The 21,818-nt window shown below is 71.4% G+C and carries 21 protein-coding genes and 1 pseudogene; 10 read left to right on the forward strand and 12 right to left on the reverse strand.

What is annotated here, in order from left to right; all coding sequences use genetic code 11:
• Positions 1 to 9 precede the first annotated feature (9 nt).
• Positions 10 to 1,344, forward strand: a complete 1,335-nt coding sequence (locus tag ABEA24_RS08800; protein ID WP_345430181.1) for a nitrate/nitrite transporter — start codon at positions 10 to 12, stop codon at positions 1,342 to 1,344.
• 137 nt (positions 1,345 to 1,481) lie between these two features.
• Here ABEA24_RS08800 and ABEA24_RS08805 read toward each other — a convergent pair whose 3' ends face one another.
• Entirely contained in the window at positions 1,482 to 2,477 is a 996-nt protein-coding gene (locus tag ABEA24_RS08805) for an RNA polymerase subunit sigma-70 (RefSeq protein WP_345430182.1), read from the reverse strand.
• A gap of 281 nt (positions 2,478 to 2,758) precedes the next feature.
• On the opposite strand from ABEA24_RS08805, the gene ABEA24_RS08810 reads away from it, so the two are divergent.
• Complete coding sequence (locus ABEA24_RS08810) at positions 2,759 to 4,549, forward strand: RelA/SpoT family protein (RefSeq protein ID WP_345430183.1); 1,791 nt, start codon at positions 2,759 to 2,761, stop codon at positions 4,547 to 4,549.
• Positions 4,550 to 4,558: 9 nt separating this feature from the next.
• On the opposite strand, the gene ABEA24_RS08815 is transcribed toward ABEA24_RS08810, so the two are convergent.
• From ABEA24_RS08815 to ABEA24_RS08825, 3 genes and pseudogenes are all read right to left on the reverse strand, one after another.
• On the reverse strand, positions 4,559 to 5,353 hold the full coding sequence (locus ABEA24_RS08815; protein ID WP_345430184.1) for a M48 family metalloprotease: 795 nt from the start codon (positions 5,351 to 5,353) through the stop codon (positions 4,559 to 4,561).
• Between the two features lie 124 nt (positions 5,354 to 5,477).
• The gene (locus tag ABEA24_RS08820; protein WP_345430185.1) at positions 5,478 to 7,067 is read right to left on the reverse strand and encodes an acyl-CoA carboxylase subunit beta; all 1,590 of its coding nucleotides are present in this window, start codon (positions 7,065 to 7,067) and stop codon (positions 5,478 to 5,480) included.
• Positions 7,068 to 7,180: 113 nt separating this feature from the next.
• Positions 7,181 to 7,441: pseudogene (locus ABEA24_RS08825) on the reverse strand (ROK family protein); the annotation flags it as partial.
• Between the two features lie 189 nt (positions 7,442 to 7,630).
• Between ABEA24_RS08825 and ABEA24_RS08830 the strand changes: the two are divergent.
• From ABEA24_RS08830 to ABEA24_RS08840, 3 genes are all read left to right on the forward strand, one after another.
• Positions 7,631 to 8,644 (forward strand): DNA polymerase IV, encoded by a 1,014-nt coding sequence (locus ABEA24_RS08830; RefSeq protein ID WP_345430186.1) that lies wholly within the window; start codon positions 7,631 to 7,633, stop codon positions 8,642 to 8,644.
• A gap of 157 nt (positions 8,645 to 8,801) precedes the next feature.
• Entirely contained in the window at positions 8,802 to 9,734 is a 933-nt protein-coding gene (locus ABEA24_RS08835) for a DUF5685 family protein (protein WP_345430187.1), read from the forward strand.
• A 15-nt stretch (positions 9,735 to 9,749) separates the two neighbouring features.
• Positions 9,750 to 10,037: a hypothetical protein gene (locus ABEA24_RS08840; RefSeq protein WP_345430188.1), complete on the forward strand. Its 288-nt coding sequence runs from the start codon at positions 9,750 to 9,752 to the stop codon at positions 10,035 to 10,037.
• 10 nt (positions 10,038 to 10,047) lie between these two features.
• Here the strand turns inward: ABEA24_RS08840 and ABEA24_RS08845 are convergent, their stop codons facing one another.
• The 6 genes from ABEA24_RS08845 to ABEA24_RS08870 are packed head-to-tail and all read right to left on the reverse strand — an operon-like array spanning position 10,048 to position 15,919.
• Positions 10,048 to 10,989, reverse strand: coding sequence for a 1-phosphofructokinase family hexose kinase (locus ABEA24_RS08845; protein ID WP_345430189.1), 942 nt, complete (start codon positions 10,987 to 10,989; stop codon positions 10,048 to 10,050).
• Complete coding sequence (locus ABEA24_RS08850; RefSeq protein ID WP_345430190.1) at positions 10,986 to 11,786, reverse strand: DeoR/GlpR family DNA-binding transcription regulator; 801 nt, start codon at positions 11,784 to 11,786, stop codon at positions 10,986 to 10,988. Before ABEA24_RS08850 ends, ABEA24_RS08845 begins: the two co-directional genes overlap by 4 nt.
• 26 nt (positions 11,787 to 11,812) lie before the next feature.
• Positions 11,813 to 12,793 (reverse strand): ABC transporter substrate-binding protein, encoded by a 981-nt coding sequence (locus ABEA24_RS08855; RefSeq protein WP_345430191.1) that lies wholly within the window; start codon positions 12,791 to 12,793, stop codon positions 11,813 to 11,815.
• Positions 12,794 to 12,810: 17 nt separating this feature from the next.
• Positions 12,811 to 13,842, reverse strand: a complete 1,032-nt coding sequence (locus ABEA24_RS08860) for an ABC transporter permease (protein WP_345430192.1) — start codon at positions 13,840 to 13,842, stop codon at positions 12,811 to 12,813.
• Positions 13,839 to 14,603: an ATP-binding cassette domain-containing protein gene (locus ABEA24_RS08865; protein WP_345430193.1), complete on the reverse strand. Its 765-nt coding sequence runs from the start codon at positions 14,601 to 14,603 to the stop codon at positions 13,839 to 13,841. The genes ABEA24_RS08860 and ABEA24_RS08865 overlap by 4 nt, the downstream gene beginning before the upstream one ends.
• Positions 14,600 to 15,919 (reverse strand): FGGY-family carbohydrate kinase, encoded by a 1,320-nt coding sequence (locus ABEA24_RS08870; RefSeq protein WP_345430194.1) that lies wholly within the window; start codon positions 15,917 to 15,919, stop codon positions 14,600 to 14,602. The genes ABEA24_RS08865 and ABEA24_RS08870 overlap by 4 nt, the downstream gene beginning before the upstream one ends.
• Before the next feature lie 125 nt (positions 15,920 to 16,044).
• Between ABEA24_RS08870 and ABEA24_RS08875 the strand changes: the two genes are divergently transcribed.
• Positions 16,045 to 16,893 (forward strand): class II fructose-bisphosphate aldolase, encoded by an 849-nt coding sequence (locus ABEA24_RS08875; RefSeq protein ID WP_345430195.1) that lies wholly within the window; start codon positions 16,045 to 16,047, stop codon positions 16,891 to 16,893.
• A gap of 48 nt (positions 16,894 to 16,941) precedes the next feature.
• Here the strand turns inward: ABEA24_RS08875 and ABEA24_RS08880 are convergent, their stop codons facing one another.
• Together ABEA24_RS08880 and ABEA24_RS08885 are read right to left on the reverse strand one after the other, a co-directional pair.
• A complete protein-coding gene (locus tag ABEA24_RS08880) occupies positions 16,942 to 17,304 on the reverse strand; it encodes a nuclear transport factor 2 family protein (RefSeq protein WP_345430196.1) in 363 nt (120 codons plus the stop codon).
• Positions 17,305 to 17,384: 80 nt separating this feature from the next.
• Positions 17,385 to 18,800 (reverse strand): MDR family MFS transporter, encoded by a 1,416-nt coding sequence (locus ABEA24_RS08885; protein WP_345430197.1) that lies wholly within the window; start codon positions 18,798 to 18,800, stop codon positions 17,385 to 17,387.
• Positions 18,801 to 18,888: 88 nt separating this feature from the next.
• On the opposite strand from ABEA24_RS08885, the gene ABEA24_RS08890 reads away from it, so the two are divergent.
• From ABEA24_RS08890 to ABEA24_RS08905, 4 genes are all read left to right on the forward strand, one after another.
• Positions 18,889 to 19,485, forward strand: a complete 597-nt coding sequence (locus ABEA24_RS08890) for a TetR/AcrR family transcriptional regulator (RefSeq protein ID WP_345430633.1) — start codon at positions 18,889 to 18,891, stop codon at positions 19,483 to 19,485.
• A 52-nt stretch (positions 19,486 to 19,537) separates the two neighbouring features.
• A complete protein-coding gene (locus ABEA24_RS08895) occupies positions 19,538 to 20,119 on the forward strand; it encodes a TetR/AcrR family transcriptional regulator (protein ID WP_345430198.1) in 582 nt (193 codons plus the stop codon).
• 144 nt (positions 20,120 to 20,263) lie between these two features.
• Positions 20,264 to 21,103 (forward strand): serine hydrolase, encoded by an 840-nt coding sequence (locus ABEA24_RS08900; protein ID WP_345430199.1) that lies wholly within the window; start codon positions 20,264 to 20,266, stop codon positions 21,101 to 21,103.
• A gap of 26 nt (positions 21,104 to 21,129) precedes the next feature.
• A complete protein-coding gene (locus tag ABEA24_RS08905; protein ID WP_345430200.1) occupies positions 21,130 to 21,744 on the forward strand; it encodes an NlpC/P60 family protein in 615 nt (204 codons plus the stop codon).
• Positions 21,745 to 21,818: the final 74 nt, after the last annotated feature.

Below are 21,818 nucleotides of genomic sequence, written 5' to 3' on the forward strand. Positions count from 1 at the left end.
GGAACCCGAATGACCACCATCGAAGAACGCCTCCCCGGCGCCGGCACCGCCGGGCGCCGGTGGATCGCGGACTGGCAACCGGAGGACCACGACTTCTGGAAGGAGGCCGGGGCCAAGGTCGCGCGACGCAACCTCATCTTCTCGATCTTCTCCGAGCACATCGGGTTCTCCGTGTGGAGCCTGTGGTCGGTGCTGGTGCTGTTCCTCGGCCCCGCGTACCACATCGACCCCGCCGGGAAGTTCCTGCTGACGACGGTCCCCACGGCATTCGGCGCCGCCCTGCGTCTGCCGTACACCTTCGCGGTCGCGAAGTTCGGCGGCCGTAACTGGACGATGTTCAGCGCCGGGCTGCTCCTGGTCCCGGCGGTGTCGGCCGCGATCCTGGTCAAGCCGGGCGTGTCCTTCAGCACCCTGCTCATCCTCGCCGCGGTCGCCGGTGTCGGCGGCGGCAACTTCGCCTCCTCGATGGCCAACATCAACGCCTTCTACCCGCAGCGGCTCAAGGGCTGGGCACTCGGGATCAACGCGGGCGGCGGCAACATCGGCGTGGCCGTCGTCCAGCTGGTCGGCCTCGCCGTGCTGGCGACGGCGGGCAAGGACCACCCGCGCCTGGTGGCCGGGATCTACATCCCCTTCATCGTGCTGGCCGCGCTGGGCGCCTCGCTGTGGATGGACAACCTCGCCGGCATGCGCAACGACAAGCGCGCCATGCGGGACGTCATCAAGGACCCGTACAGCTGGATCATGTCGCTGCTCTACATCGGGACGTTCGGGTCGTTCATCGGGTTCGGCTTCGCCTTCGGCCAGGTGCTGCAGGTGCAGTTCAAGGCCGACTTCGACACGCCCATCAAGGCCGCGTACCTGACGTTCCTCGGGCCGCTGCTCGGCTCGCTGATCCGGCCCGTCGGCGGCTGGGCCGCGGACCGACTCGGCGGCGCCAAGGTCACCTTCTGGAACTTCGTGGCGATGGCGATCGGCGCCTCGATCGTCCTGACCGCCTCCGTCGAGAAGTCGCTGCCGCTGTTCCTCACCGGATTCGTGCTGCTGTTCATCTTCAGCGGCTTCGGCAACGGCTCGACGTACAAGATGATCCCCGCCATCTTCCGCGCCAAGGCCCCGACCGACGACGAGGCCCGGCGCCTGTCCGGCGCCCTGATCGGTGTGGCCGGCGCGATCGGCGCGTTCGGCGGCGTCCTCGTCAACCTGGCCTTCCGCCAGTCGTTCCTGACCTACAAGACGGGCAACGGCGCCTACATCGCCTTCATCGCCTACTACGCCCTCTGCTTCGCCGTGACCTGGGCCGTCTTCCTCCGCCGGTCCCCTCGGCGACTGACCGGCGTCTGAGCCCCCGGTGCGACCCCCGGCCGATCGGGCCGGGGGTCGCACCATGCTCGCCGTCCGAGGGTCGCTTTCCGAGGGTCGCTTTCCGAGGGTCGCTTTCCGAGGGTCGCTTTCCGAGGGCCGCTTTCCGAGGGCCGCTTTCAGAGGGTCGGCGGGAGGCCGAAGGCGGGGAACAGTGCCGGGCCGAAAGTCGTGATCTCCTTGATCCGGCCGTCCTCGACCCGCAGGACGTCGAACTTGAACGCCCGGAACTCCGAGTCGCCCGGCCGGCGCAGGTAGCTCGCGGCGGTCGGCATCCGGTTGGCCGACGTCGGGACGAGACGCCAGTCACCGTCGCGGTCCTCCCCGAACGCCCGCTCGAGCAGCGGCACGAACGCCGCCAGACCCTCGTAGCAGCGCGGGTAGGGCGGCATCGTGATGCGCAGGTCCTCGGCCGCGATCGCGATCGCGGCCGCGGCGTCGCACCGCTCATGCGCGTCGATGAACCGATCGAGCAGGATGCGTTCCGTCCCGCTGAGCTCCCCCGCGGACCATTCGCTGCGTCGCGCCGGAAGCTGCCGCTGCATCGTGGCACGAGCCCGCTGCAACGCGCTGTTGGCCGCGGCGACGCTCGTGTCCAGCAGCTCCGCCGTCTCCGCCGCCGACCGGCCGAGCACGTCGCGGGCGATGAACGTCGCACGCTGTCGCGGTGGCAGCGCCTGCAGAGCCGCGACGAACGCCAGCTCGATCGTCTCCCGCTCGACGACGACCGCGTCGGGTCCTTCGCCGGCGGGCGCCGCCGCGTCGAGCAGACCGTCCGGGTACGGCTGCAGCCACGGCACCTCGGCGAAGGAGGACGCCGCCGTACGGCGTGAGCCGCGCCGGAGCTGGTCGAGGCAGACGTTGGTCGCGATCCGGTAGAGCCAGGCGCGGAACAGCGTGCCGCCGTCGAAACCCTCCCGGCCCCGCCACGCCCGCAGGAACGTCTCCTGCACCGCGTCCTCCGCCTCGTCGAAGGAGGCCAGCATCCGGTAACAGTGGACGTGCAGCTCCCGCCGGTGCCGCTCGGTCAGGGCGGCGAACGCCGACTCGTCGCCCGCGACGGCCGCCGCGATCTCGTCGCTCACGCTCATCATCATCGCGGAGGCGGCGGTCATGCCGCGCCACCGCGGCTCCGGACGACGGGTACGACGACGAGCTCCGGTTTCATGTCCATGCTGCGGCCTCTCAGGTCGGATCGGTTGGTCGGTCACCGACGTTCTGGGCCATGTAACGACGCCCGTCGGAAGAACTCATCGGTGCTGCGACGAAAAATCCGATCGCCTCTGGCGAGGAGAGAATCCCGGCCGCATCGGCAGGAATCAATTGAAGGGGAGGCGCGCCGCGGCGGACGCGTGTTGGATGAGGCGGAGGACTGAGCATCGGCGAGGGTGGACGGATGGGTGAGGAGCCGATCGGTGAGCCGCGTCATGGCCACCTTCTCGGCCGGTTGAGCCGGTTGACCGACCCGGCGGGGTTCTTCCGCTCGGACGGTGAGGATCGTGCGGCCGATCCGTTGGTCGCCGCGCACAAGGCGCACTTTCCGAAGGCCGACGTACGGCTGTTGCGGTACGCCTACACGGTGGCCGAGCGGTACCACCGCGGGCAGACCCGTAAGTCCGGTGCGCCGTACGTGACGCATCCGCTCGCGGTCGCGCTCATCCTGGCGGATCTGGGCATGGACACCACCACGCTGGTCGCCGCGCTGCTGCACGACACGGTCGAGGACACCGACCTGACGCTGGGCCAGGTTCACGCGGAGTTCGGCGAGGAGGTCGCCGTCCTGGTCGACGGCGTGACCAAGCTGGACGGCTCCAAATGGGGCGACCGGGCGGAGGCCGAGACGTTCCGGAAGATCATCCTGGCCGCCGCCGGCGATCTGCGTGTCCTGGTGATCAAACTCGCTGACCGGGTGCACAACCTGCGGACCCTGCGGTTCCATCCGAAGCCGGAGAAACGCCGGCGGATCGCACGGGCGTCCCTGGAGCTGCTCGTGCCGTTCGCCGAACGGCTGGGCATCTACGTGTTCAAGCGCGAGATGGAGGACGTCGCCTTCGCGTGCCTGCACCCGGAGGAGTACGAGCGCACGCACGCCGCCGTCGTCGGCAGCGCCGCCGACCGGGCCGCCCGGCTCGACCCGCTGCTCGAACAGCTGCGCAAGGCCCTCACCGCCGCGCACCTGAAGGCACGCGTGGTCTCCCGGGACCGGCACCTGTACTCCCTGCACCAGGACCGCCGAACGCCGCCGATCGGCCCGGCCGATCCGCCTCGGATGGGCGAGGCGGCCCGGGTCACCGTGCTCGTCGACGGCGACGCCGCCGACTGCTACGTCGCGCTGGGGGCGATCCATGGGCTGTGGCGTCCGCTGCCGGGCCGGATGAAGGACTTCATCGCGCTGCCGAAGTACAACATGTACCAGTCGCTGCACACCGCGGTGGTCCTCCCCGGCGGCGAGGCCCTGGAGCTGGCGGTCCGCACTCCGCGGATGCACCGGATCGCCGAGTCCGGCATCATCAGCCAGATCCAGGACGCCGCCCAGGCGTCCGGCACCCACGCCCGCCAGGCCGCGCACCGGGCCGACCTGCAGTGGCTGCGGAACCTGCTCGCCTGGCAGGCCCACGCCCCCTCGGCGGAGTTCCTCGACAGCCTGCGGGTGGACCTGCGCAGCGCCGGGATCGTGACCTTCACCCAGGCCGGGGACGTCGTCCCGCTCCCGGCCGGTGCGACCGCCATCGACTTCGCCTACGCGCTCGACGCCGACACCGGCCATCGCGCCGTCGGCGCGCTCACCAACGGGCGCCTGTCCTCGATGACGGCGCCGCTCGAAGACGGCCAGGTGGTGGAGATCCTCACCGCGGGCGATGGCGGGTCCGGCCCGTCGGAGGCGTGGCTGGAGTCGGCCCGTACCGGGCACGCCCGCGTCCACATCGCCCAGTGGCTCGCCGACCGGCATGCCGAGACCGCCGGGCTCGCCGGACGGCGGCTGGTCGCCGACGCGCTCGCCGCACGCGGGGAGAACCTTCTGGACCTGGAGGGCGACGGCACGATGCTGCAGCTGGGCGCCGAAATGGGCCACCCGAACCTGGAGACGCTGTATACGGCCGTGGCCGCCGGCGCCGTCACCGTCGACGAGCTCACGGGCCACCTGACGGCCGTTCAGCAGCGCGAGGAGGACGACACGGGCCGATAGCCCCGCCCGTCACCGGTCCTGCTCGGCTCGGCAGATCGCGCGTCGGCGGCGTGGCGAGGGATAGGTGAGCAGCGACCGTACGGTCCGGATCGGGTTCTGGGGGGTACGCCGGTGCGCGGCCTCGATGAGCGAGAACGCCTGCTCGGCCGCTGCCGTCCCAGCCCAACGGGCTCCCAGCCGGTCACAGTCCAGCTCCATGGCCCGGTTGAGGACGGCGATGCCCACGACGACCGCCGCCGCTCCGACCACCGCCGCCGGAGGCCAGATCGTCGTAAGACCGATCCAGCAGATGAGGATCGAAACCGTCGCAGCCGGCCGCCGCACCTGGTCGTACCGCGCCAGATGAGCACACTCGTGGGCGACCATGAATCGGGCGGCCTCCGGCCGGAGCGGAAGACGCTCATGGACGAGCAGGACGGCATGCCCGCCGGCCCGGAAACTGCGCGCGAATCCCCCGACCGGGCCCACGCGCACGGTCACCCGGCGCACTCCGCTCGGCGCGGCGGCGCTCAGAACGGCCGCGCCGACGGCGTCCGCGGAGACCGTGCGGTAACGGCCGTCACCCAGCAGCTGCCGTAGCCGGAGGGCCCGGAAGGGCGGCCCGAGGGCGAAGACGACGAGCTGCGCGATCGGCAAAACGGCCAGCGTGACCAGGGCGCCCGGTCCGGTCGAGCCCGCGGCGGCGACGGCGGCGACCGACAGCACGAACGCCCCGCAGCACCAGGCCCACCAGCGCCCGCGTCCCGGCATCGACTCCGCCGGCCGGTCACCGACCAGGCCACTCAGATCTCCGTCGACGGACAACGTCTGCTCCCTGATGGAGGCGACTACGGGGGCCACCGGGATGTCCGCAGAGTAGCCGGGTTCGTCGGCGGCGGCCATCGATGAACGGCACTCCCGAGAGACGCGGGGCCGGCCGCACGTGTCTCTAGGGACGGGTCCCGAAGGAGGGGGGTCCGGTGAGCTCGGGCAGGATCCGGTACGCGTCGCGAACCCAGGCGCACAGAAGCGGCCTGCTGTCGCGCGGGTCGATCAGGTCCTGGACGCCGAATCGCTCGGCGGTGCGGAACGGTGAGGCGATCGCGGCGAGGGTCCGGCGGATCCGTTCGATCTCCGCCTCGGGGTCCTCGGCCTGTTCGAGCTGCGCGCGGAACGCCGCCTCGATCCCGCCCTGGACCGGCAGCGACCCCCAGTCGCCCGACGGCCAGGCCCAGCTCCGGCCCGCCCGGTGCCGGTTGACGATCCCCGCGCCGCCGACGCCGTACACCCGGCGCAGGATCAGCTCCGCCTGCGGCACTCGCGCCTGGTATACGGCCGTGATGGCGCGGGCGCCGGCCCGGATCGTGCCGCGTTCCTCGGCGACCCGTCCGATCGTCATGCCGCCCTGGTCGGTGAGGCTGACGATCGGGAGGTGGAACGTCTCGCACAGGTCGACGAGGCGTGTGATCGCCTGGGCGCCCTCGACCGACATGGTGGCGCCCCGGTACGGGTCGGTGGCGAGGACTCCGACGGGGTGGCCGTCGAGCCGGGCGAGCGCGGTGACGGTGGCGCCGCCGTACTCCGCGTAGGGGAACACCGATCCGTGGTCGAAGATCGCCTCCATGACCGGCCCGATCCGGTACGGACGCCGGGCATCACGCGGAACCGCCCTCAGGAGCGACTCCTCGCGGCGATCGGCCGGATCGCCGGCCGGGACCACCGGCGGCAGCTCGTACACGCTGCCCGGGAGATATCCCAGGAACCGGCGGATGACGGCGAAGGCGTCCTCCTCCGTGGCCACGAAACGCTCGATCGTGCCGTTGCGGCGGTGGACGGCCGCCCCGCCGAGCTCCTCCTTCGTGAGGTCCTCGCCGGTCCCGCCGCGGACGACGGGCGGCCCGGCGGTGAACAGCTGGCCGATGCCCTCGACCATGACGGCAAGGTGGGACATGACCAGGCGTGCCGCGCCCAGCCCGACCGTCGGGCCCAGGCACGCCGCCACGACCGGAACGAGCGAGAGGTTGCCGACCACGGCGTCCCACGCGGGATTGACCGGGAGGTAGCTGTAGCCCGCCTCCTGGGCCATCTTGACGCTGCCGCCGCCGCTCGCACCGTCCAGCAGCCGGACGATCGGCAGGCGCATCCGCCCGGCGTACTCCTCCGCGTAGATCTGCTTGGCGTGGATCGCCGCGTCGCCGGAGCCGCCGCGCACGGTGAAGTCGTCCGCGCCGAGCATCACGGGACGCCCGTCGAGGCGCGCGGTGCCGGCGACGAAGTTCGCCGGCAGGAAGGACGTGAGCCGGCCGTCGTCGTCATGGTCGGCGAAGCCGGTCAGCGCGCCGATCTCGGCGAAGGTGCTTGGATCGACGAGCCGGTCGATGCGTTCCCGTACGGTGAGCCGGCCCGACTCTTGCTGGCGCCGCACCTTCGCCGGCCCGCCCATGCGCCCTGCCAGCGATCGGCGATGTCGGATCTCTTCGACCTCCGGTGCCCAGTCCTCCGGCCCGGTAGACGTGCCCTGATCGTCCGCTTCGCTCACCTGAGCCTCCCTCGGTCCGGTCGAGCGGCCGGACATACCGACCAGACGGTATGTACACGACACAGCGGACGGCAAGGGTCACCGTCAGCCCGCGTCGGCCGGGTAGCGCGCGATCACACACCGAACAGGGCGCGCTCCACGTGGTCGAGGGCCAGCCGTACCGCACCGAGAGCCGGGGACTCGGCGCCCAGCGTGGACGGTTCCACGCGCACCGGAAAGAGACAGAGCTCGGCGAGTTCCTCGCGGAGGGGCCCGGCGAGGAGCTCTCCCGCGCCCGACAGGCCACCGCCGAGGACGACCAGCTCGGGGTCCATGGTGAGCACGGCGGCGCCGACACCCTTGGCCAGGTCCTGCGCGAAGGCGCGAACGATGGCCGCAGCCTCTGTCCGGCCACCGCAAGGTCAAGGTCGCGTTCGACGGCTCGACCTTCTCGTTCGACACCGTCGCCGGTCACACCTACACGGTGTCCGCGTAAGCGCGTCTGCGCCGAACCTCTGGGGCGGAGACGGGCACCGCCCTGGTCATCGCCCTGGAGGGGGTAATCATGGAGTGTGGCTCACTGGGTGCTCCACATCGACCTCGACCAGTTTCTGGCAGCGGTCGAGATTCTCCGCCGACCGGAACTGCGCGGACGGCCGGTCGTGGTCGGCGGCGACGGTGATCCGGCCAAGCGCGGCGTGGTCAGCACGGCCTCGTACGAGGCGCGCGCGCACGGGGTGCACTCGGGCCTGCCTCTGCGCACCGCAGCACGTCGATGCCCGGACGCGGTGTTCCTGCCGGTCGACAGGGAGGTCTACGAGGCGTCGTCGGCACGGGTGATGGCGACACTGCGGGAGTTCGGCACTGTGGAGGAACTCGGCTGGGACGAGGCGTTCTTGGCCGTCGACGGCGACGAGCCAGAGGAGGTGGCGCGCCGGATCCAGGCGCGCGTCCACGCGGCGACCGCCCTGGCCTGCACCGTCGGCATCGGGCAGAACAGGCTGCAGGCCAAGCTGGCGACCGGGCTCGGCAAGCCGGCGGGCGTCTTCCGGCTGACCGACGCGACGTGGTTCACGGTGCTCGGTGATCAGCCGACCGATGCCCTGTGGGGCATCGGTCCCAAGACCGCCAAGCGGCTCGCCACGGTGGGCATCGACACGATCGCACAACTCGCCGCCGCCGATCCACGGATGCTGGCCGCGCGCTTCGGCCCCGCGATCGGGCCGTGGCTGGTCCGGCTGGCCTCGGGTCAGGACAGCTCGTCGGTCACCAGCGCGCCGCACGTTCCGCGCTCGCGCGGCCGGGAGACCACCTACCAGCACGATCTGGACGACTGGGACGCCGTACGTCGCGAAGTCGCCTCCCTGGCCCGACGGGTCGCCGACGACCTGGCCGCTGAACGACGGCCCGTCAGCCGCGTCGTCGTGAAAGTGCGGTACGTCCCGTTCACGACCCGCACCCACGGCCACACGCCGACGACGCCGACCCGTGAGGCGACGGCGATCGAGCAGGCCGCACTCGCCGCCCTCGATCGGTTCACCGAACGCCGCCCCGTACGACTGCTCGGTGTCCGAGCCGAATTCAGAGCAGAGCCGTGAACAGCGGTGACCCGACGTAGACCGTACGGCAGGGGCGGAGGTCACGGCGGGCGGTTGCCGCCGGGTCCGGCCGCATCGGCATCTCATGAAACATCTGCGGTCATGTTTCCCTCAAGTTAAGATCTAATCGATTAGACCCGGTCGAAAGGTGTAGGTGATGTTCGGAGTCGTACGCCCGTGCCGTCACGTGCTGTGCGGGACTTTGTTCGAGGACTGGATGGCCCACTTGTGCGGGCTGTGCCTGACCCTGCGTGCCGAGCACGGCCAGGCCGCGCGACTGGCGACCAACTACGACGGCTTGCTGATCTCGGTCCTGGTCGAGGCCCAGAATCCGGAACGTTCGCCGCATCGCAAAGCGGGGCCCTGCGCGCTCCGGGGCATGCGGACCACGGACGTCGTCGACGCTCGAGCCACCGGCGCCCGCCTGGCCGCGACATTCTCGCTGCTGCTCGCCGCCGCGAAGACCCGCGACCACGTGGCGGACGGAGACGGTATCTACGCCCGACGCCTGGTCGCCGCCTCCGCCGGACGGATGGCCGACCGCTGGGCCGCCGCCGGCTCACGGACCGGTACCGCCGTAGGCTTCGACGTCGGCGTGGTGCTCGAGGCGGTGGCACGCCAGCCGCTCGTGGAGTCGGCCGGGGGCCTCGGCCTGCTGGACCTCACAGAGCCGACCGAAACGGCCGTCGCGGCGATGTTCGCGCACACCGCGGTACTGGCCGACCGGCCGCACAACTCGGAAGCACTCGCCGAGGCGGGCCGGTTCTTCGGGCGTCTCGCCCACCTGATCGACGCCGTCGAAGACCTCGAGGCCGATGACGTGGCGGGCGTCTACAACCCGCTGCGGGCCACCGGCACCTCCCTGGCCGAAGCGCGCCGCCACTGCGACGGCGCGCTGCACGGCCTCCGGCTCGCACTCGCGGACGCAGACCTGGAACGGCCCGAGCTCGTCAGGGCGCTGCTCGAGCGCGAGGTGCGCCGCTCGGTGGACGATGTCTTCGCTCCGCACGGCACCGGGAGGCACACGTGGTCGGGTCCCCTTTGCGGCCGCCTTTCCGGCTCATTCGGCAAGTGCTGGAACTGCGGTTGACGGCCGGGCAGCCGTGTGGCGCCTGAAAGTCTGGACGCGGCGGAAGGCCAGGGCGGAGGTCAGAGCGCGCAGGGTGGAGAACTCCAGCCGCACGTAGTCGACCGCCGGTTCGGCGAGTTCCGCCGCGGCCGCGCGGACGGACGCGGCGGCGGGGTCGCCCGGTGTCAATTCGCCGACCCGGGGACGGGACGCCGCCCGACCGTGGTCGACGTGTCCGGCCACCGCAAGGTCAAGGTCGCCTTTGACGGCTCGACCTTCTCCTTCGACACCGTCGCCGGTCACACCTACACGGTGTCCGCGTGATCGGGCTCCGTCACGAGTGGCGCAACCGGCGACGGGTGTCGACGCGGTCGTGAAGGGTGACGTCACCGGTGCGGTCCTCGTCGTCGGCTCGCAGCACGGTGCCCGGCTGTCGTACGGCGGCGGCCGACCAGCCGAGTGCGGAACGCAGCGCCTCCGGTCCTTTCCCCCCGGCCGCCAGGAATCCCGCCAGCAGGGCGTCGCCCGCGCCGACGGTACTCCGGGTCTCCGGGACGTACGCCTCTCCATGCACGGCGCCGTCCTCGTCGACGAGCACCGCGCCGTCCGCCCCGAGACTGGCCAGGACCGACCGCGCTCCCCGTTCCCGCAGGTCATGTGCTGCGGCGAGAGCGTCGCCCAGGGTCTCGACCGGCCGGTCGGCCGCCTCGGCGAGTTCGTGGGCGTTCGGTTTGATCAGGTCCGGTCCGGCCGCCAGCACGGCGGCGAGCGGCGGTCCCGAGCCGTCCACGGCGATACGGGCCGGGGTACGGCGGGCGGCGCCCACCAGCTCGGCGTAGAAGCCGGCGGGTGCGCCGACCGGAAGGCTCCCGCAGCCGACGATCCACTCGGCCCGCTCCCCGATCGTGACGACCGCGTCGATGAGGGCCTTCAACTCGGCGTCCGACAGCTCCGGGCCGGGCTCGTTCACCTTGGTGACCGTGCCGTCCGGCTCGAGGACGCTGACGTTGCTGCGGATATCCCCGTCGATCGGGACGGCGACATAGTCCAGCCCCGCCGCCCGCAGCATCGTCTCCAGGCGCGCTCCCTCGACGCCGCCGATGGGAAGGACGGCGCGGCTCGCGTATCCGTGGCCGCTCAGGGCCAGGGATACGTTGACCCCTTTTCCACTGGGCTCGCTCCAGCTGCTGGTGGCCCGCATGACGGCACCATGGTCCAGCCGTCGCACGGTGAGGGTCCGGTCCACGCTCGGGTTCGGCGTGACGGTCACGATCATGCGCGCACTACTTTCACTCCCGCGTCCTCAAGCCGGCGGACCTCCGCGTCGGGCATGCCGGCATCGGTGATCAGAAGGTCGATGTCGCTCAGGTCGCCGTACTTGAAAAGGCTGATCCGGCCGAGCTTGCTGTGGTCGGCGAGCAGGACGCGGCGGCGAGCGACCTTGAGCATCAGCCGTTTCACCGTCGCCTCCGACTCGTCCGGCGTCCGCAGGCCGTCGTCGACGGTGAATCCGTTCGTGCCGAGGAACGCCACGTCCACGCGGAGTTCCGACAGCGCGCGGACGGCCCAGTTGTCGACCTCGGCGAACGTGCGGCTGCGCACCCGCCCGCCGAGGGTGTGAACGGTCAGGCGCGGCCGGGTGGCCAGCGTCAGCGCGATCGTCAGGGTGTTGGTGAACACCGCCAGGTCGCGGTCGGCGGGCATCACGTCGGCGAGACAGGCCGTCGTCGACCCGGCGTCGATCAGCACGGCGCCCTCGAGGGGCACCTCGGCCAGGGCCGCGCGCGCGATCCGGTGCTTCTCGTCGGTGTACTCGGTCCGGGCCGCGACCGCCGGCTCGAACGACAGGTCCTCCACCGCCACCGCCCCGCCGTGCACGCGGTGCAGCAGCCCCTGGCGTTCGAGCTCGGTGAGGTCCTTGCGGATCGTCTCGGTCGACACGTCGAGGCGATCGGCCATGTCCGTGACGTCGATACGTCCGGCGCTGCGCAGCGTCTGGAGCAGGATCTGCCGACGCTGCGCGGCGTACGGAGGACGTCCGGCTCGCCGGCCGGGATCACCAGTCGGTTCCACCGTCGGTCTCTCCCTTCTCGGGTGGTCTAACAAGAGGTCTTGTAGACGGCCTGACGGCCGTTCTCGCTCGACAAGACATCCTTGGTGATCGTCGTGGTCGTTGTCCCGATTTCGGCGTTGGGCTTACGACCGGTCAGGGACGCGACGAGCTGGTCGACCGCCTGGACGCCGATCTGGTACGGCTGCTGGGCGATGAGCGCCTGCACGTCACCGCGCTGCAGCTGCTGCACCTGGACGGGACCCGCGTCGAAGCCGACGACCTTGACCTTGTCCTGCTTTCCGGCGTTGCGCAAGCCGGTGGCGGCGCCCTCGGCGGCGAACTGGTTGGTCGCGAACACGCCGGTCAGGTCGGGGTTGGCCGCCAGGGTGGCGGTGACGATCGACGTGGCCTTGGCCGGGCTGTTGTCGTTGACCTGCGCGCCCAGGTACTTGATGTTCGGGTACTTCTTGATCTGCTCTTCGAAGCCGTGCTGCCGATCGTCCGAGGTGGAGGCGCCCGCCTTGAAAGCGATCACCAGCACCTTCCCCTTCTGGCCGATGAGCTTGGCCAGGGCGTCCGCGGCCGCGGCGCCGCCCGCGCGGTTGTCGGTCGACACGCTCGACTCCGCGAGGCCGTCCTGCGCGAGCTTGGTGTCGACCAGGCCGATCTTGATCCCGGCCTGCTTGGCCCGCAGCAGCGGCGGCACCATCGCCTTCGCGTCGGTCGGTGCGATGAGCATCCCGGCCGGCTTCTTGGCGATGACGCCGTTGACGATCGGGGTCTGCAGGGACGCGTCGAACTGCTGCGGCGCCTGCATGTCCACCTTGAGGCCACTCTTGGCGGCCTCGGCCTGGATGCCGCACTGCATCGTGATGTAGAAGCTGTCGCCGGAGACGCCGGGGACGAAGGAGATCGTCTTGCCCTTGATGCTCCCGCCGGTCGTGCCGACCCCGGCTCCGCCGCTGCTGCAGGCGGACAGGCCGAGCGCCAGTGCCGCCGCGGCTCCGAGCCACGTGATGGTCCGCATGGTTCCTCCTGGATTATCTAGGGCCGTTCTCGGGCGGCCCGGCGCATCTGGTCGAGGTAGACGGCGGCGATCAGCACCACGCCGACCGCGACCTGCTGCCAGAACGCCTGGACGCCGAGCACGACGAACCCGTTCTGGAGCACGGTGGGGATGAAGACGCCGATGACGGTGCCGATCATGGTTCCGCGGCCGCCGAACAGGCTCGTGCCGCCGATCACCACCGCCGCGATGGTGGACAGGTTGTCGGTGGCGTGGCCGCCGAGCGTCGTGGTGGCGAAACGCGCCAGTGACAGGTATCCGGCGAGGCCGGCCAGCAGGCCCGCGACGGCGTACACCTTGATGAGATGCCGGGAGGCGTTGACGCCGGTACGGCGCAGTGCCTCCCGGTTCGAGCCGGCCGCGTAGGTGTAGCGGCCGAACCGCGTCTGCGACAGGACGATCCCGCCGATCATCGCCATGGCGAGTGCGATCACCACGAGCCAGGGCACCCCGGCGACCGTGCCGGAGCCCACGCTGAGGACGAGGTTGAACGGCACGTCCCGTACGTCGACGCCGTTCGTGATGAGCAGCGCGGCGCCCTGGGAGGCGCCCATCGTGCCGAGCGTGACGATGAGGGCGGGGATCCGGGCCTTCGCCACCAGGAAGCCGTTGACCAGCCCCCACGCCAGGCCGGCCACCATGCCGGCGAGCAGGCCGAGCAGCAGGACGCCGACCGACTGCCCGCCGAGCGCCTGCATGACCTTCGCGGCGATGACGCCCGCGAAGACCAGCACGCCGCTCACCGACAGGTCGATGCCGGCGGTCAGGATGACGTACGTGGCGCCGACCGCGAGGACGAGCAGGACGGACGCGTCTGACGCGATGTTGACGATGTTGCCCGTGGTCGGGAAGGCGTGCGGCCGCAGGATCGAGAAGACCGCGCAGAGGATCACCAGTGCGCCGAAGATCCGGCCGGTCTCGCTCCGGCGCAGGCGGTCCACCGCGGACCGCCAGGAGCGGTCCGGCGTCGGCCGCCCCTGGTCGACGGGCCGGGAGTCGACGGTCGTCATGCGGCACGCTCCTCTGCTGTTCCGCTGGTCATCGCGGCGACGAGGTCCTCGACGGTGGCCTCGGCCGCGTTGAACGTGGCCACCCGGGCGCCGAGCCGCAGGACCTCGACCCGGTCCGCGACCTCGAGCACCTGGGGCATGTTGTGGCTGATCAGCACGACGGCGATCCCCGCGTCGCGGACCCGGCGGACCAGCTCGAGCACCTGCCGGGTCTGTACGACGCCGAGGGCGGCGGTCGGCTCGTCCATGAAGATCACGCGGCGGGCCCACATCGCCGCCCGCGCCACCGCGACGCTCTGCCGCTGGCCGCCGGACAGGGCGGCGACGGGCGCGGCGGCGTCCTTCAGCCGTACGCCGAGACGCTCCATCTCGCTCGCGGTGTCCCGGGCCATCGCACGCTTGTCGAGGAAGCCGAGGCCGCCGAGCAGGCCGGGCCGGAGCACCTCGCGGCCCAGGAAGAGGTTGGCCGCCGGGTCGAGATCGGAGGCGAGCGCGAGGTCCTGGTAGACGGTCTCGATGCCGAGGTCGCGGGCCGCGTGCGGGCTGTCGAGCCGTACCGGCGAACCCTCGACGAGGATCTGCCCGGCGTTCGGCTGGTCGGCACCGGAGAGGATCTTCACCAGCGTGCTCTTGCCGGCTCCGTTGTCGCCGATGAGCGCCACGATCTCTCCCTGGTGCACCGTGAAGTCGGCGCCGCGCAGGGCGTGCACCTGCCCGAAGCTCCTCTCGATGCCACGGGCCTCAAGCAGTGGTTCGGTCATGAGTTCCTCTCGGTGAGCCGGCCGGCCGCGCGGCCGGCCAGCAGTGCGGCACCGCGCGCGCCGGCCTGCACGGCCGTGCTGCGGCGGGCGTTGCCGAAGGCGCGGCGGCGCAGTTCGACCATCGCCTCGCTGTTCGACCAGCCGCCGGTCATCACGACTCCGCCGTGGTCGCCGGCGGCGTCGGTGACGACCTTCTGCAGTGCCGCCGCCTGCGTGGTGGCCTCGTCGAGCGCGGCCCGCCACACGGCCGCGGGTGAAACCTCCCGGCCCGCGCCGGTGATCGTCGCGGTGCCGTCCTCGGCGAGCCGTACGCGCAGCGGCCCGGGGTCCGTCCGCAGCGCGGCGCGGTCGAGTTCGGGGAGTTCGTCGCGGCCGAGGCCGAGCAGCCGCAGGACGTGCTGGAGCAGCAGGCCGCCACGCGTGGCGCCGAGCACGGACAGCCGGTCGGGCAGGACGTGCCGACCGACCGTGACGCCGTGGCGTGTCAGCTCGACCACCGCGGGATCGGGCAGCGGGACGGGCACGGTGCGGACCAGCGCCTCGGCCGTCCCGCAGGAGTCGAGGACGTCGCCGTCGCCGGTGGCCTCGGCGCCCACCGCCGCCGCGAGGTGGTCGTGGCCGGCGAGGGTGAGCACCGCGCCCGCCAGCCGGTCGCCGGCGCGGTCCGCCGTGGCCTCTCCGAGCGGCGTCCCCCCTCGCGCCAACGGCGGGAGCAGCGCCGGGTCCAGGCCCGACCATTCCATCGCCGGCGTCCACCAGTTCCCGTCGCGCAGGTGGAACCAGCCCGTACGGGACGCGAGGGAGAACTCCGACGCGGGCTCGCCGCCGAGCGCGTACACGACCCACTCGGCGACGTTGAGCCGCCGGACGGCGCGCTCGATCCCGGTGTCGTTGTCGCGCAGCCATCGGTGCTTGGTCAGCGACCACTGGGTGCCGAGCGGAAGGCCGGTCGCCGCGGCGAACGTCTCCGCGCCGAGCTCTTCGCCCAGCCGCCGGGCCTGTTCTCCGTCCCGGCTGTCGTGCCAGGCGATGAGCGGCGCGACGGGCCGGTCGTCCCGGCCGAGGTACACCCCGGCCTCGGCCATGCTCGCCACGCCCAGCGCGGCGACACGACCGTCCGGCGCCGACGCCAGCGCGCCGTCGAGGGCGGTGCGCACCGCGGCGAGGACCCGCGCGGGGTCCGTCTCGGTGCCCTGGGGCGTACTGCTCCAGGTCAGCGCGGCGCTTCCGTGGGTGACCTCCCGTCCGTCGGCCGTGCACACGGCGACTTTCACGGAGCTGGTCCCCACGTCGACGCCTACCAGCAGGTCAGGCACGTGAGCCACCATCCAGGGTTGGATTTCGTCCTGGTTAATTGGAGATTACATGGTTATAGTTGGGATTCCTTGGATACGTCAAGAGTCCGCACGTCAGCGGATGGTTCATGAGGAGGGGCCTCCCCGTGTCACTGACCCCCACCGGCGACCTGGTCGCCGCGGCGCGCAACGCCGGAGAAGGTGTCGGGGCCTTCAACGTGATCACCATCGAGCACGCCGAAGGCGTCGTGGCCGGCGCGGAGTCCGCCGGCGCCCCCGCGATCCTGCAGATCAGCCAGAACGCGGTCCGCTACCGCCAGAACCGCGTCGAGCCCCTGGCGGCCGCCTGCGCGCTGATCGCCGAGGCGGCCGCCGTGCCGATCGCCCTGCACCTCGACCATGTCGACGACCTGGACCTGCTGCACCGGGCCGCCGACGCGGGATTCGGATCGGTGATGTTCGACGCCTCACACCTGGATTACGCCGACAACCTGGCGGCCACCCGGTCGGCGGCGACCTGGGCGCACGACAACGGCCTGTGGATCGAGGCGGAGCTCGGGGAGGTCGGCGGCAAGGACGGCGTGCACTCGCCGACGGCGCGCACGGACCCGGACGAGGCCGTCGCGTACGTGTCCGGCACCGGAGTCGACGCACTCGCCGTCGCCGTCGGCAGCTCGCACGCCATGACCGCCAAGAGCGCGAGCCTGGACATCGAGCTGGTCGGCAGGTTGCGCGCCGCCGTGCCGGTCCCCCTCGTCCTACACGGCTCCAGCGGCGTCCTGGAAGACGACCTGCGGCGGGCCGTCGCCGCCGGGCTCACGAAGATCAACGTCGGCACCCAGCTGAACGTGGCCTTCACCGGCGCGGTGCGCCGGGAGCTCGCGGACCACGCGCGCACCGACCCGCGCAAGTACCTCCGGCCCGCCCGCGACGCCGTGGCCGAGACCGTCGCGGACGTCCTGAGCATCATCTCCGGTCGTCGGGCACCACACTGATCGGGACGACCGGCGTCGCGATGGGCGGTGTTCGTCCGCCCATCCGGATCACCCTTCGGCGAAGAGCGGTGCCAGGTCGATGAAGATGCGGTAGTCCTCGATGAGGCCGTCGTCCCGGTTTGAGCGGTAGATCGTCACGGCCGGGACGGTGACCGTGCTGCCGTCCTTGCGGGTGTAGGTCACGTTCGACTCGGCGATCGTCGCAGGGCCCTGCTCCCACTGCCCGACGCTCTCATGCGACACGCCCGCGATGCTGCTGAAGAACGAGGCCCACGCGTCAGATACGGCCTGGCGGCCGTGGACGGGCTCCGCGTTGCCGAAGCGCATGACGATGTCCTCGGCCAGGTGCACGCTGTACCGGTCGGGGTCCATGGAGTCGATGTCGTCGAACAGGTTCTTACGGGCGGGCATGGGTGCTCCTCCGTTGCCTCGGCGGTACGTGGCCCAGTGTCCCAAGATCGTCCGTTCGGCGCGGCGAAATCCGACATGACTCAGGTGTCCTCAGAGCCGGTGGGGAGCCACAGTGCGAGCACGATCGCCACGGCGGTGAATCCGATCGACCACCAGAACGCGACGTCGAACGCTCTCGCCCGGCCCGCCGGGCCCGCGTCGGCGTGGGCCGCGACGGAGCGTTGCAGGACCACCGCCAGGACGGCCGTGCCGAAGGATCCCCCGACCTGCTGGGCCGTACGGGTGATGATGCTCGCGTGGGGTACCGCCGCGCGGTCGAGTCCCAGGTAGGCGCCGGCCATGACGGGGCCCGTCACCGCGCTCAGCCCCACCCCGCGGACGACGAGTGCCGTGACCAGCCACCATTCGCGGGTTCCGGTGGTGACGACGGCGAACGGCACGGTGGCCGCCGCGACAAGGACGAGTCCGGCGAACGCCACCCATCGTGGGCCCATCCGGTCGGTGAGGACGCCGGCCGGCCCTCGGCTGACGAGCGCGCCGACGCCCTGTGCGGCGATCAGCAGGCCGGCGGTGAACGCGTCCTGCCCGCGTACCTGCTGGAAGTACAACGGGACGAGCAGCATGGCGCCGTACAGCGCGAAACCCGACAGGAAGAGCAGACCTCCGGCGGCGCTGAACGACGTGACGCGGAACAGCCGTACGTCCACGAGGGCGTCGTCACCGACGATCGACGCCCGGACGGCGAAGACGGCGACCAGCGCGGCCCCTGCCGTCAGCGGGACGAGCACGGCGGCGTGTCCGAAGCCGCCGTCCCTCCCGACCTGGGCCAGGCCGTACACGACGGCGGCGATGCCGGGTGACAGCAGGGCGAGACCGGCGCCGTCCAGGCGTGACCTCCGGGTGGCCGGGAAGGCCGGCATCAGCCGCCAGGCCAGGATCAGGCCGGCGACGCAGAAGGGGACGTTCACCCAGAAGATCCAGCGCCAGCCCAGATGCCCGACGATCAGACCTCCGGCCATCGGCCCGAGGATGGGCCCCAGGAGGGCCGGGAACGAGATCAGCGCGGTGACGCGGCCGAGCGACCGGCCGCCCGCCGCCTGGAAGAGCAGGGTCTGCAGGACGGGGAGCATCAGGCCGCCGCCGGTGCCCTGCACGATCCGGCAGGCGATGAGGGCGGGGGCGTTCCAGGCGAGGCTCGCGCCGATCGAGCCCGCGAGGAAGATCGCGAGCGCGCACAGCCAGACGTTCTTGCCGCCCCACCGGTCGACGAGCCAGCCGGTGACCGGGACGGCCATCCCGAGCGCGAGGAGGTAGCCGGTGGTCACCCACTGGATCGTGGAGACCGCGGCGTGCAGGTCGCCGCCGAGCGTGTCGAGTGCGACGTTGACGATCGTGGTGTCGAAGACGACGGCGAGCACGCCGATGAGCAGGACGAGGGCGAGCCGGACAAAGGCCGGATCCAGGCGTTCCCTCGGCGGCGCGGGAGAGGCGGACATGGCGGTTCCCCAGAGACGGAAATAAGATACGTCCCTGTATCTACATCGAGAGCCAACCCGCCGTCAATAAGATACGGATGTGTATCTAATGGACCGTCACGTCTCATCACGCCGCCGCGGACAGGAGCTGGAGGACGCATTGCTCGACGCGGCCTGGGAGGAGCTGGCCGAAGTCGGGTACGGACGGTTCACGATCGAAGGCGTGGCGGCCCGCGCCGGCACCAGCCGGCCGGTCATCTACCGGCGCTGGCCGAACCGGTCGGACCTCGCCGTCGCCGCCGTACGGCACCACGGCGCCAAGGACCCGGTCTCCACGCCCGACACGGGTTCGGTCCGCGAGGACCTGATCGAGCTGCTGCGCAGGGCCTCGTCGCACCGGGCCGAGATCGCCGCCCTGTTCAGCGTGCAGATGGGCGAGTACTTCTCCGAGACGGGCAAGAGCCCGCAGGACCTCCGCCATGAGCTGCTCAGCGGCAGGCGGCAGCCGTTCGGCGTCGAGGAGGTACTGCGCCGGGGGATCGAGCGCGGCGAGATCGACCCGGAGCGGCTGACCCGGCGGATCGCGGACCTGCCGACCGATCTCCTTCGGCACGAACTGCTCATGACGCTGCAACCGGCATCCGACGCGACGATCACGGAGATCGTCGACGACATCTTCCTTCCGCTCGTGCGAACCCGCGGCTGACCGCCCGTCCGCAATATTTGACCGCCCGGTCTGAAATCGTTAGCGTCCATACGTGGCGAGGACGAAGGAGTTCGATCCGGACGCCGTGCTGCAGAAGGCGATGGAGCTGTTCTGGGAGCGCGGGTACGAGGCGACGTCAATGGCCGACCTCGTCGAGCATCTCGGCATCGCGCGGGCGAGTATCTACGCCACCTTCGGCGGCAAGCACGACCTCTACCTCAAGGCGTACGAACGGTACATACAGAGCCGTGACCTCAACGTCGTCGAGGCCCTCTCCCAGCCAGGCCCCGCCCTGCCCGCCGTACGGGCGCTGGTGCACGCCTACGCCGACGAGTCGGCGACCGACCCGCATCGGCGTGGCTGCATGGTCGTGAACACCGCGGTCGAGCTCGGGAGCCGTGACCCGCAGGCCGCCCGCCGGGTCGAGGCGAGCTGGGACACCGTGGAGACCGCCCTGACCTCGGCGTTGACCAGGGCCCGCGCCCAGGGCGAACTCGCGGCGAACAAGGATCCGCGGGCACTGGCCCGCTTCCTGCTCGTACTCCTGCAGGGAATGCGGGTGCTCGGCCGCGCCCACCCCGATCCGGCACGACTCCGCGACGCGGCCGACCAGGCCCTGGCCGCCCTCGAGTGACGAGCAGGCCCTGACCGCGAACGCCAGCCGTATCCGTAACGAGCGGTCGAGATTCCCTCTCACATCCTCGGCGAAGGTGGCACCGAGACCATCCGACTACTTTCTGTTATCCTCCCAGTGCAATCCGTCACACTGGTGAGGGTCATGAGAACGCAACGAACGATCGCCGCCGTCACATCCGCACTCACCGCCGTGTGCGCGGTGACGGCGTCGCCGCTCCCGGCCGGCGCCGCCGCCCCCGTCTGCTCGTCGGACCACTCCCCCGCCCTCGCCGCCCGGCTGTCCGCCGACATCCCCGCGGCGCTCCGGGGGCGCCGCGGGCCCGTCGCGGTCGGCGTCTTCGATCGGCCGACGCACACCCGCTGCGCGCTCGCCGCCACGGCGCACTTCCAGTCGGCCAGCGTCGTCAAGGTCACGATCCTGGCGGCGCTGCTGCGCCGGGCCGAGGAGGCCCATCGCGGGCTGACCGCCCAGGAGCAGCGGCTGGCCGAGAGCATGATCACACGATCGGACAACGCCGCCGCGACCGCGCTGTGGGACGAGGTCGGGCAGGCGGGCATCCGGCACTTCCTGGCCCTCGCCGGGATGGCCGACACCCGGATCGACGCGTCGGGCTACTGGGGCAAGACCCAGATCACCGCCGGCGACGAGCTCATCCTCCTGAAGCTCCTGACGTTCAGCGGCACCACGGCGCTCACCGCCGCCTCGCGCTCGTACGTCCTCCGGCTGATGGCCGCGGTCGTGCCGGGCCAGCGCTGGGGCACCCCGGCCGGCGCCCCGGCGGGGGTGAACGTCCACGTCAAGAACGGCTGGGTGGATCGGTCCGACGGCGCCGGGTGGCGCGTCAACAGCCTCGGCACGTTCGACGGCCACGGCAAGGACTACCAGATCGTCGTGCTCACCCAGGGGAACCCGACGGAGGCGTACGGCCACGAGACCATCGAGGGCGTCGCCCGCGTCATCCACCGCGACCTCAACTCCTGACGGAAGCTCCCGAGGAAAGGACGCACATGAGGCACAGCAACCTCGTAGCGCTCGGCGCCATGGCGGCGCTCGCGACCGCCGTGGCGCCCACGACGCCCGCCGGGGCGAAGGGCCCGCTCCCCAGCCCCGCGGGCATCGCGCACCGGCAGGACGCCGCGGCGGCGACACCGGCCGCGGCGATGATCCCGACCAAGCGGAGCGTCGCCATCGCCCGCGCCCGGACCTGGCTCACCGCCTGGCACGGCGGCCCGGTTCCCTACAGCCAGACGCAGTACCTGGGCGGCTGGCGCACCGACTGCTCGGGCTACGTCTCCATGGCCTGGAACCTCCGGAACGCGAACGGCACACCGCTCAACCACAACACCGACAGCATGCTGCGCGGCGGGTACGGCACGCCCGGACCGGTCGTGCACCCGATCGGATGGGGCGACCTGCGGCCGGCCGACGCGATCGGCTTCCTCGGCGCGGGCAGCATCGGCGACGCCGGGCACGTCATGCTCTTCGAGGGGTGGGCGAACCCCGGGCACACCGCGTACTCGGTGTACGAACAGTCCGGTGACGGCGGCACCCATCACCGCGTCCACCCGATCACCTACAACCACTACCGGCCGTACCGGTACAACAAGATCCTCGAAGGCTGACCCCGCACCACCGAGAATCCTGCCCGATTCCGGGCAGGATTCTTGCGTTTGTCCGCACTGGACCGGCAACATCG

The organism is Actinoallomurus vinaceus (genome assembly GCF_039542055.1).
GTDB lineage: Bacteria > Actinomycetota > Actinomycetes > Streptosporangiales > Streptosporangiaceae > Actinoallomurus > Actinoallomurus vinaceus.

Excerpts from the sequence above, each read along its gene's own strand:
- ABEA24_RS08800 (WP_345430181.1), top strand. The coding sequence starts at position 10 with ATGACCACCATCGAAGAACGCCTCCCCGGCGCCGGCACCGCCGGGCGC.
- ABEA24_RS08805 (WP_345430182.1), bottom strand. The coding sequence starts at position 2,477 with ATGACCGCCGCCTCCGCGATGATGATGAGCGTGAGCGACGAGATCGCG.
- ABEA24_RS08810 (WP_345430183.1), top strand. The coding sequence starts at position 2,759 with ATGGGTGAGGAGCCGATCGGTGAGCCGCGTCATGGCCACCTTCTCGGC.
- ABEA24_RS08835 (WP_345430187.1), top strand. The coding sequence starts at position 8,802 with ATGTTCGGAGTCGTACGCCCGTGCCGTCACGTGCTGTGCGGGACTTTG.
- ABEA24_RS08845 (WP_345430189.1), bottom strand. The coding sequence starts at position 10,989 with ATGATCGTGACCGTCACGCCGAACCCGAGCGTGGACCGGACCCTCACC.
- ABEA24_RS08855 (WP_345430191.1), bottom strand. The coding sequence starts at position 12,793 with ATGCGGACCATCACGTGGCTCGGAGCCGCGGCGGCACTGGCGCTCGGC.
- ABEA24_RS08860 (WP_345430192.1), bottom strand. The coding sequence starts at position 13,842 with ATGACGACCGTCGACTCCCGGCCCGTCGACCAGGGGCGGCCGACGCCG.
- ABEA24_RS08865 (WP_345430193.1), bottom strand. The coding sequence starts at position 14,603 with ATGACCGAACCACTGCTTGAGGCCCGTGGCATCGAGAGGAGCTTCGGG.
- ABEA24_RS08880 (WP_345430196.1), bottom strand. The coding sequence starts at position 17,304 with ATGCCCGCCCGTAAGAACCTGTTCGACGACATCGACTCCATGGACCCC.
- ABEA24_RS08885 (WP_345430197.1), bottom strand. The coding sequence starts at position 18,800 with ATGTCCGCCTCTCCCGCGCCGCCGAGGGAACGCCTGGATCCGGCCTTT.
- ABEA24_RS08890 (WP_345430633.1), top strand. The coding sequence starts at position 18,889 with ATGGACCGTCACGTCTCATCACGCCGCCGCGGACAGGAGCTGGAGGAC.
- ABEA24_RS08900 (WP_345430199.1), top strand. The coding sequence starts at position 20,264 with ATGAGAACGCAACGAACGATCGCCGCCGTCACATCCGCACTCACCGCC.
- ABEA24_RS08905 (WP_345430200.1), top strand. The coding sequence starts at position 21,130 with ATGAGGCACAGCAACCTCGTAGCGCTCGGCGCCATGGCGGCGCTCGCG.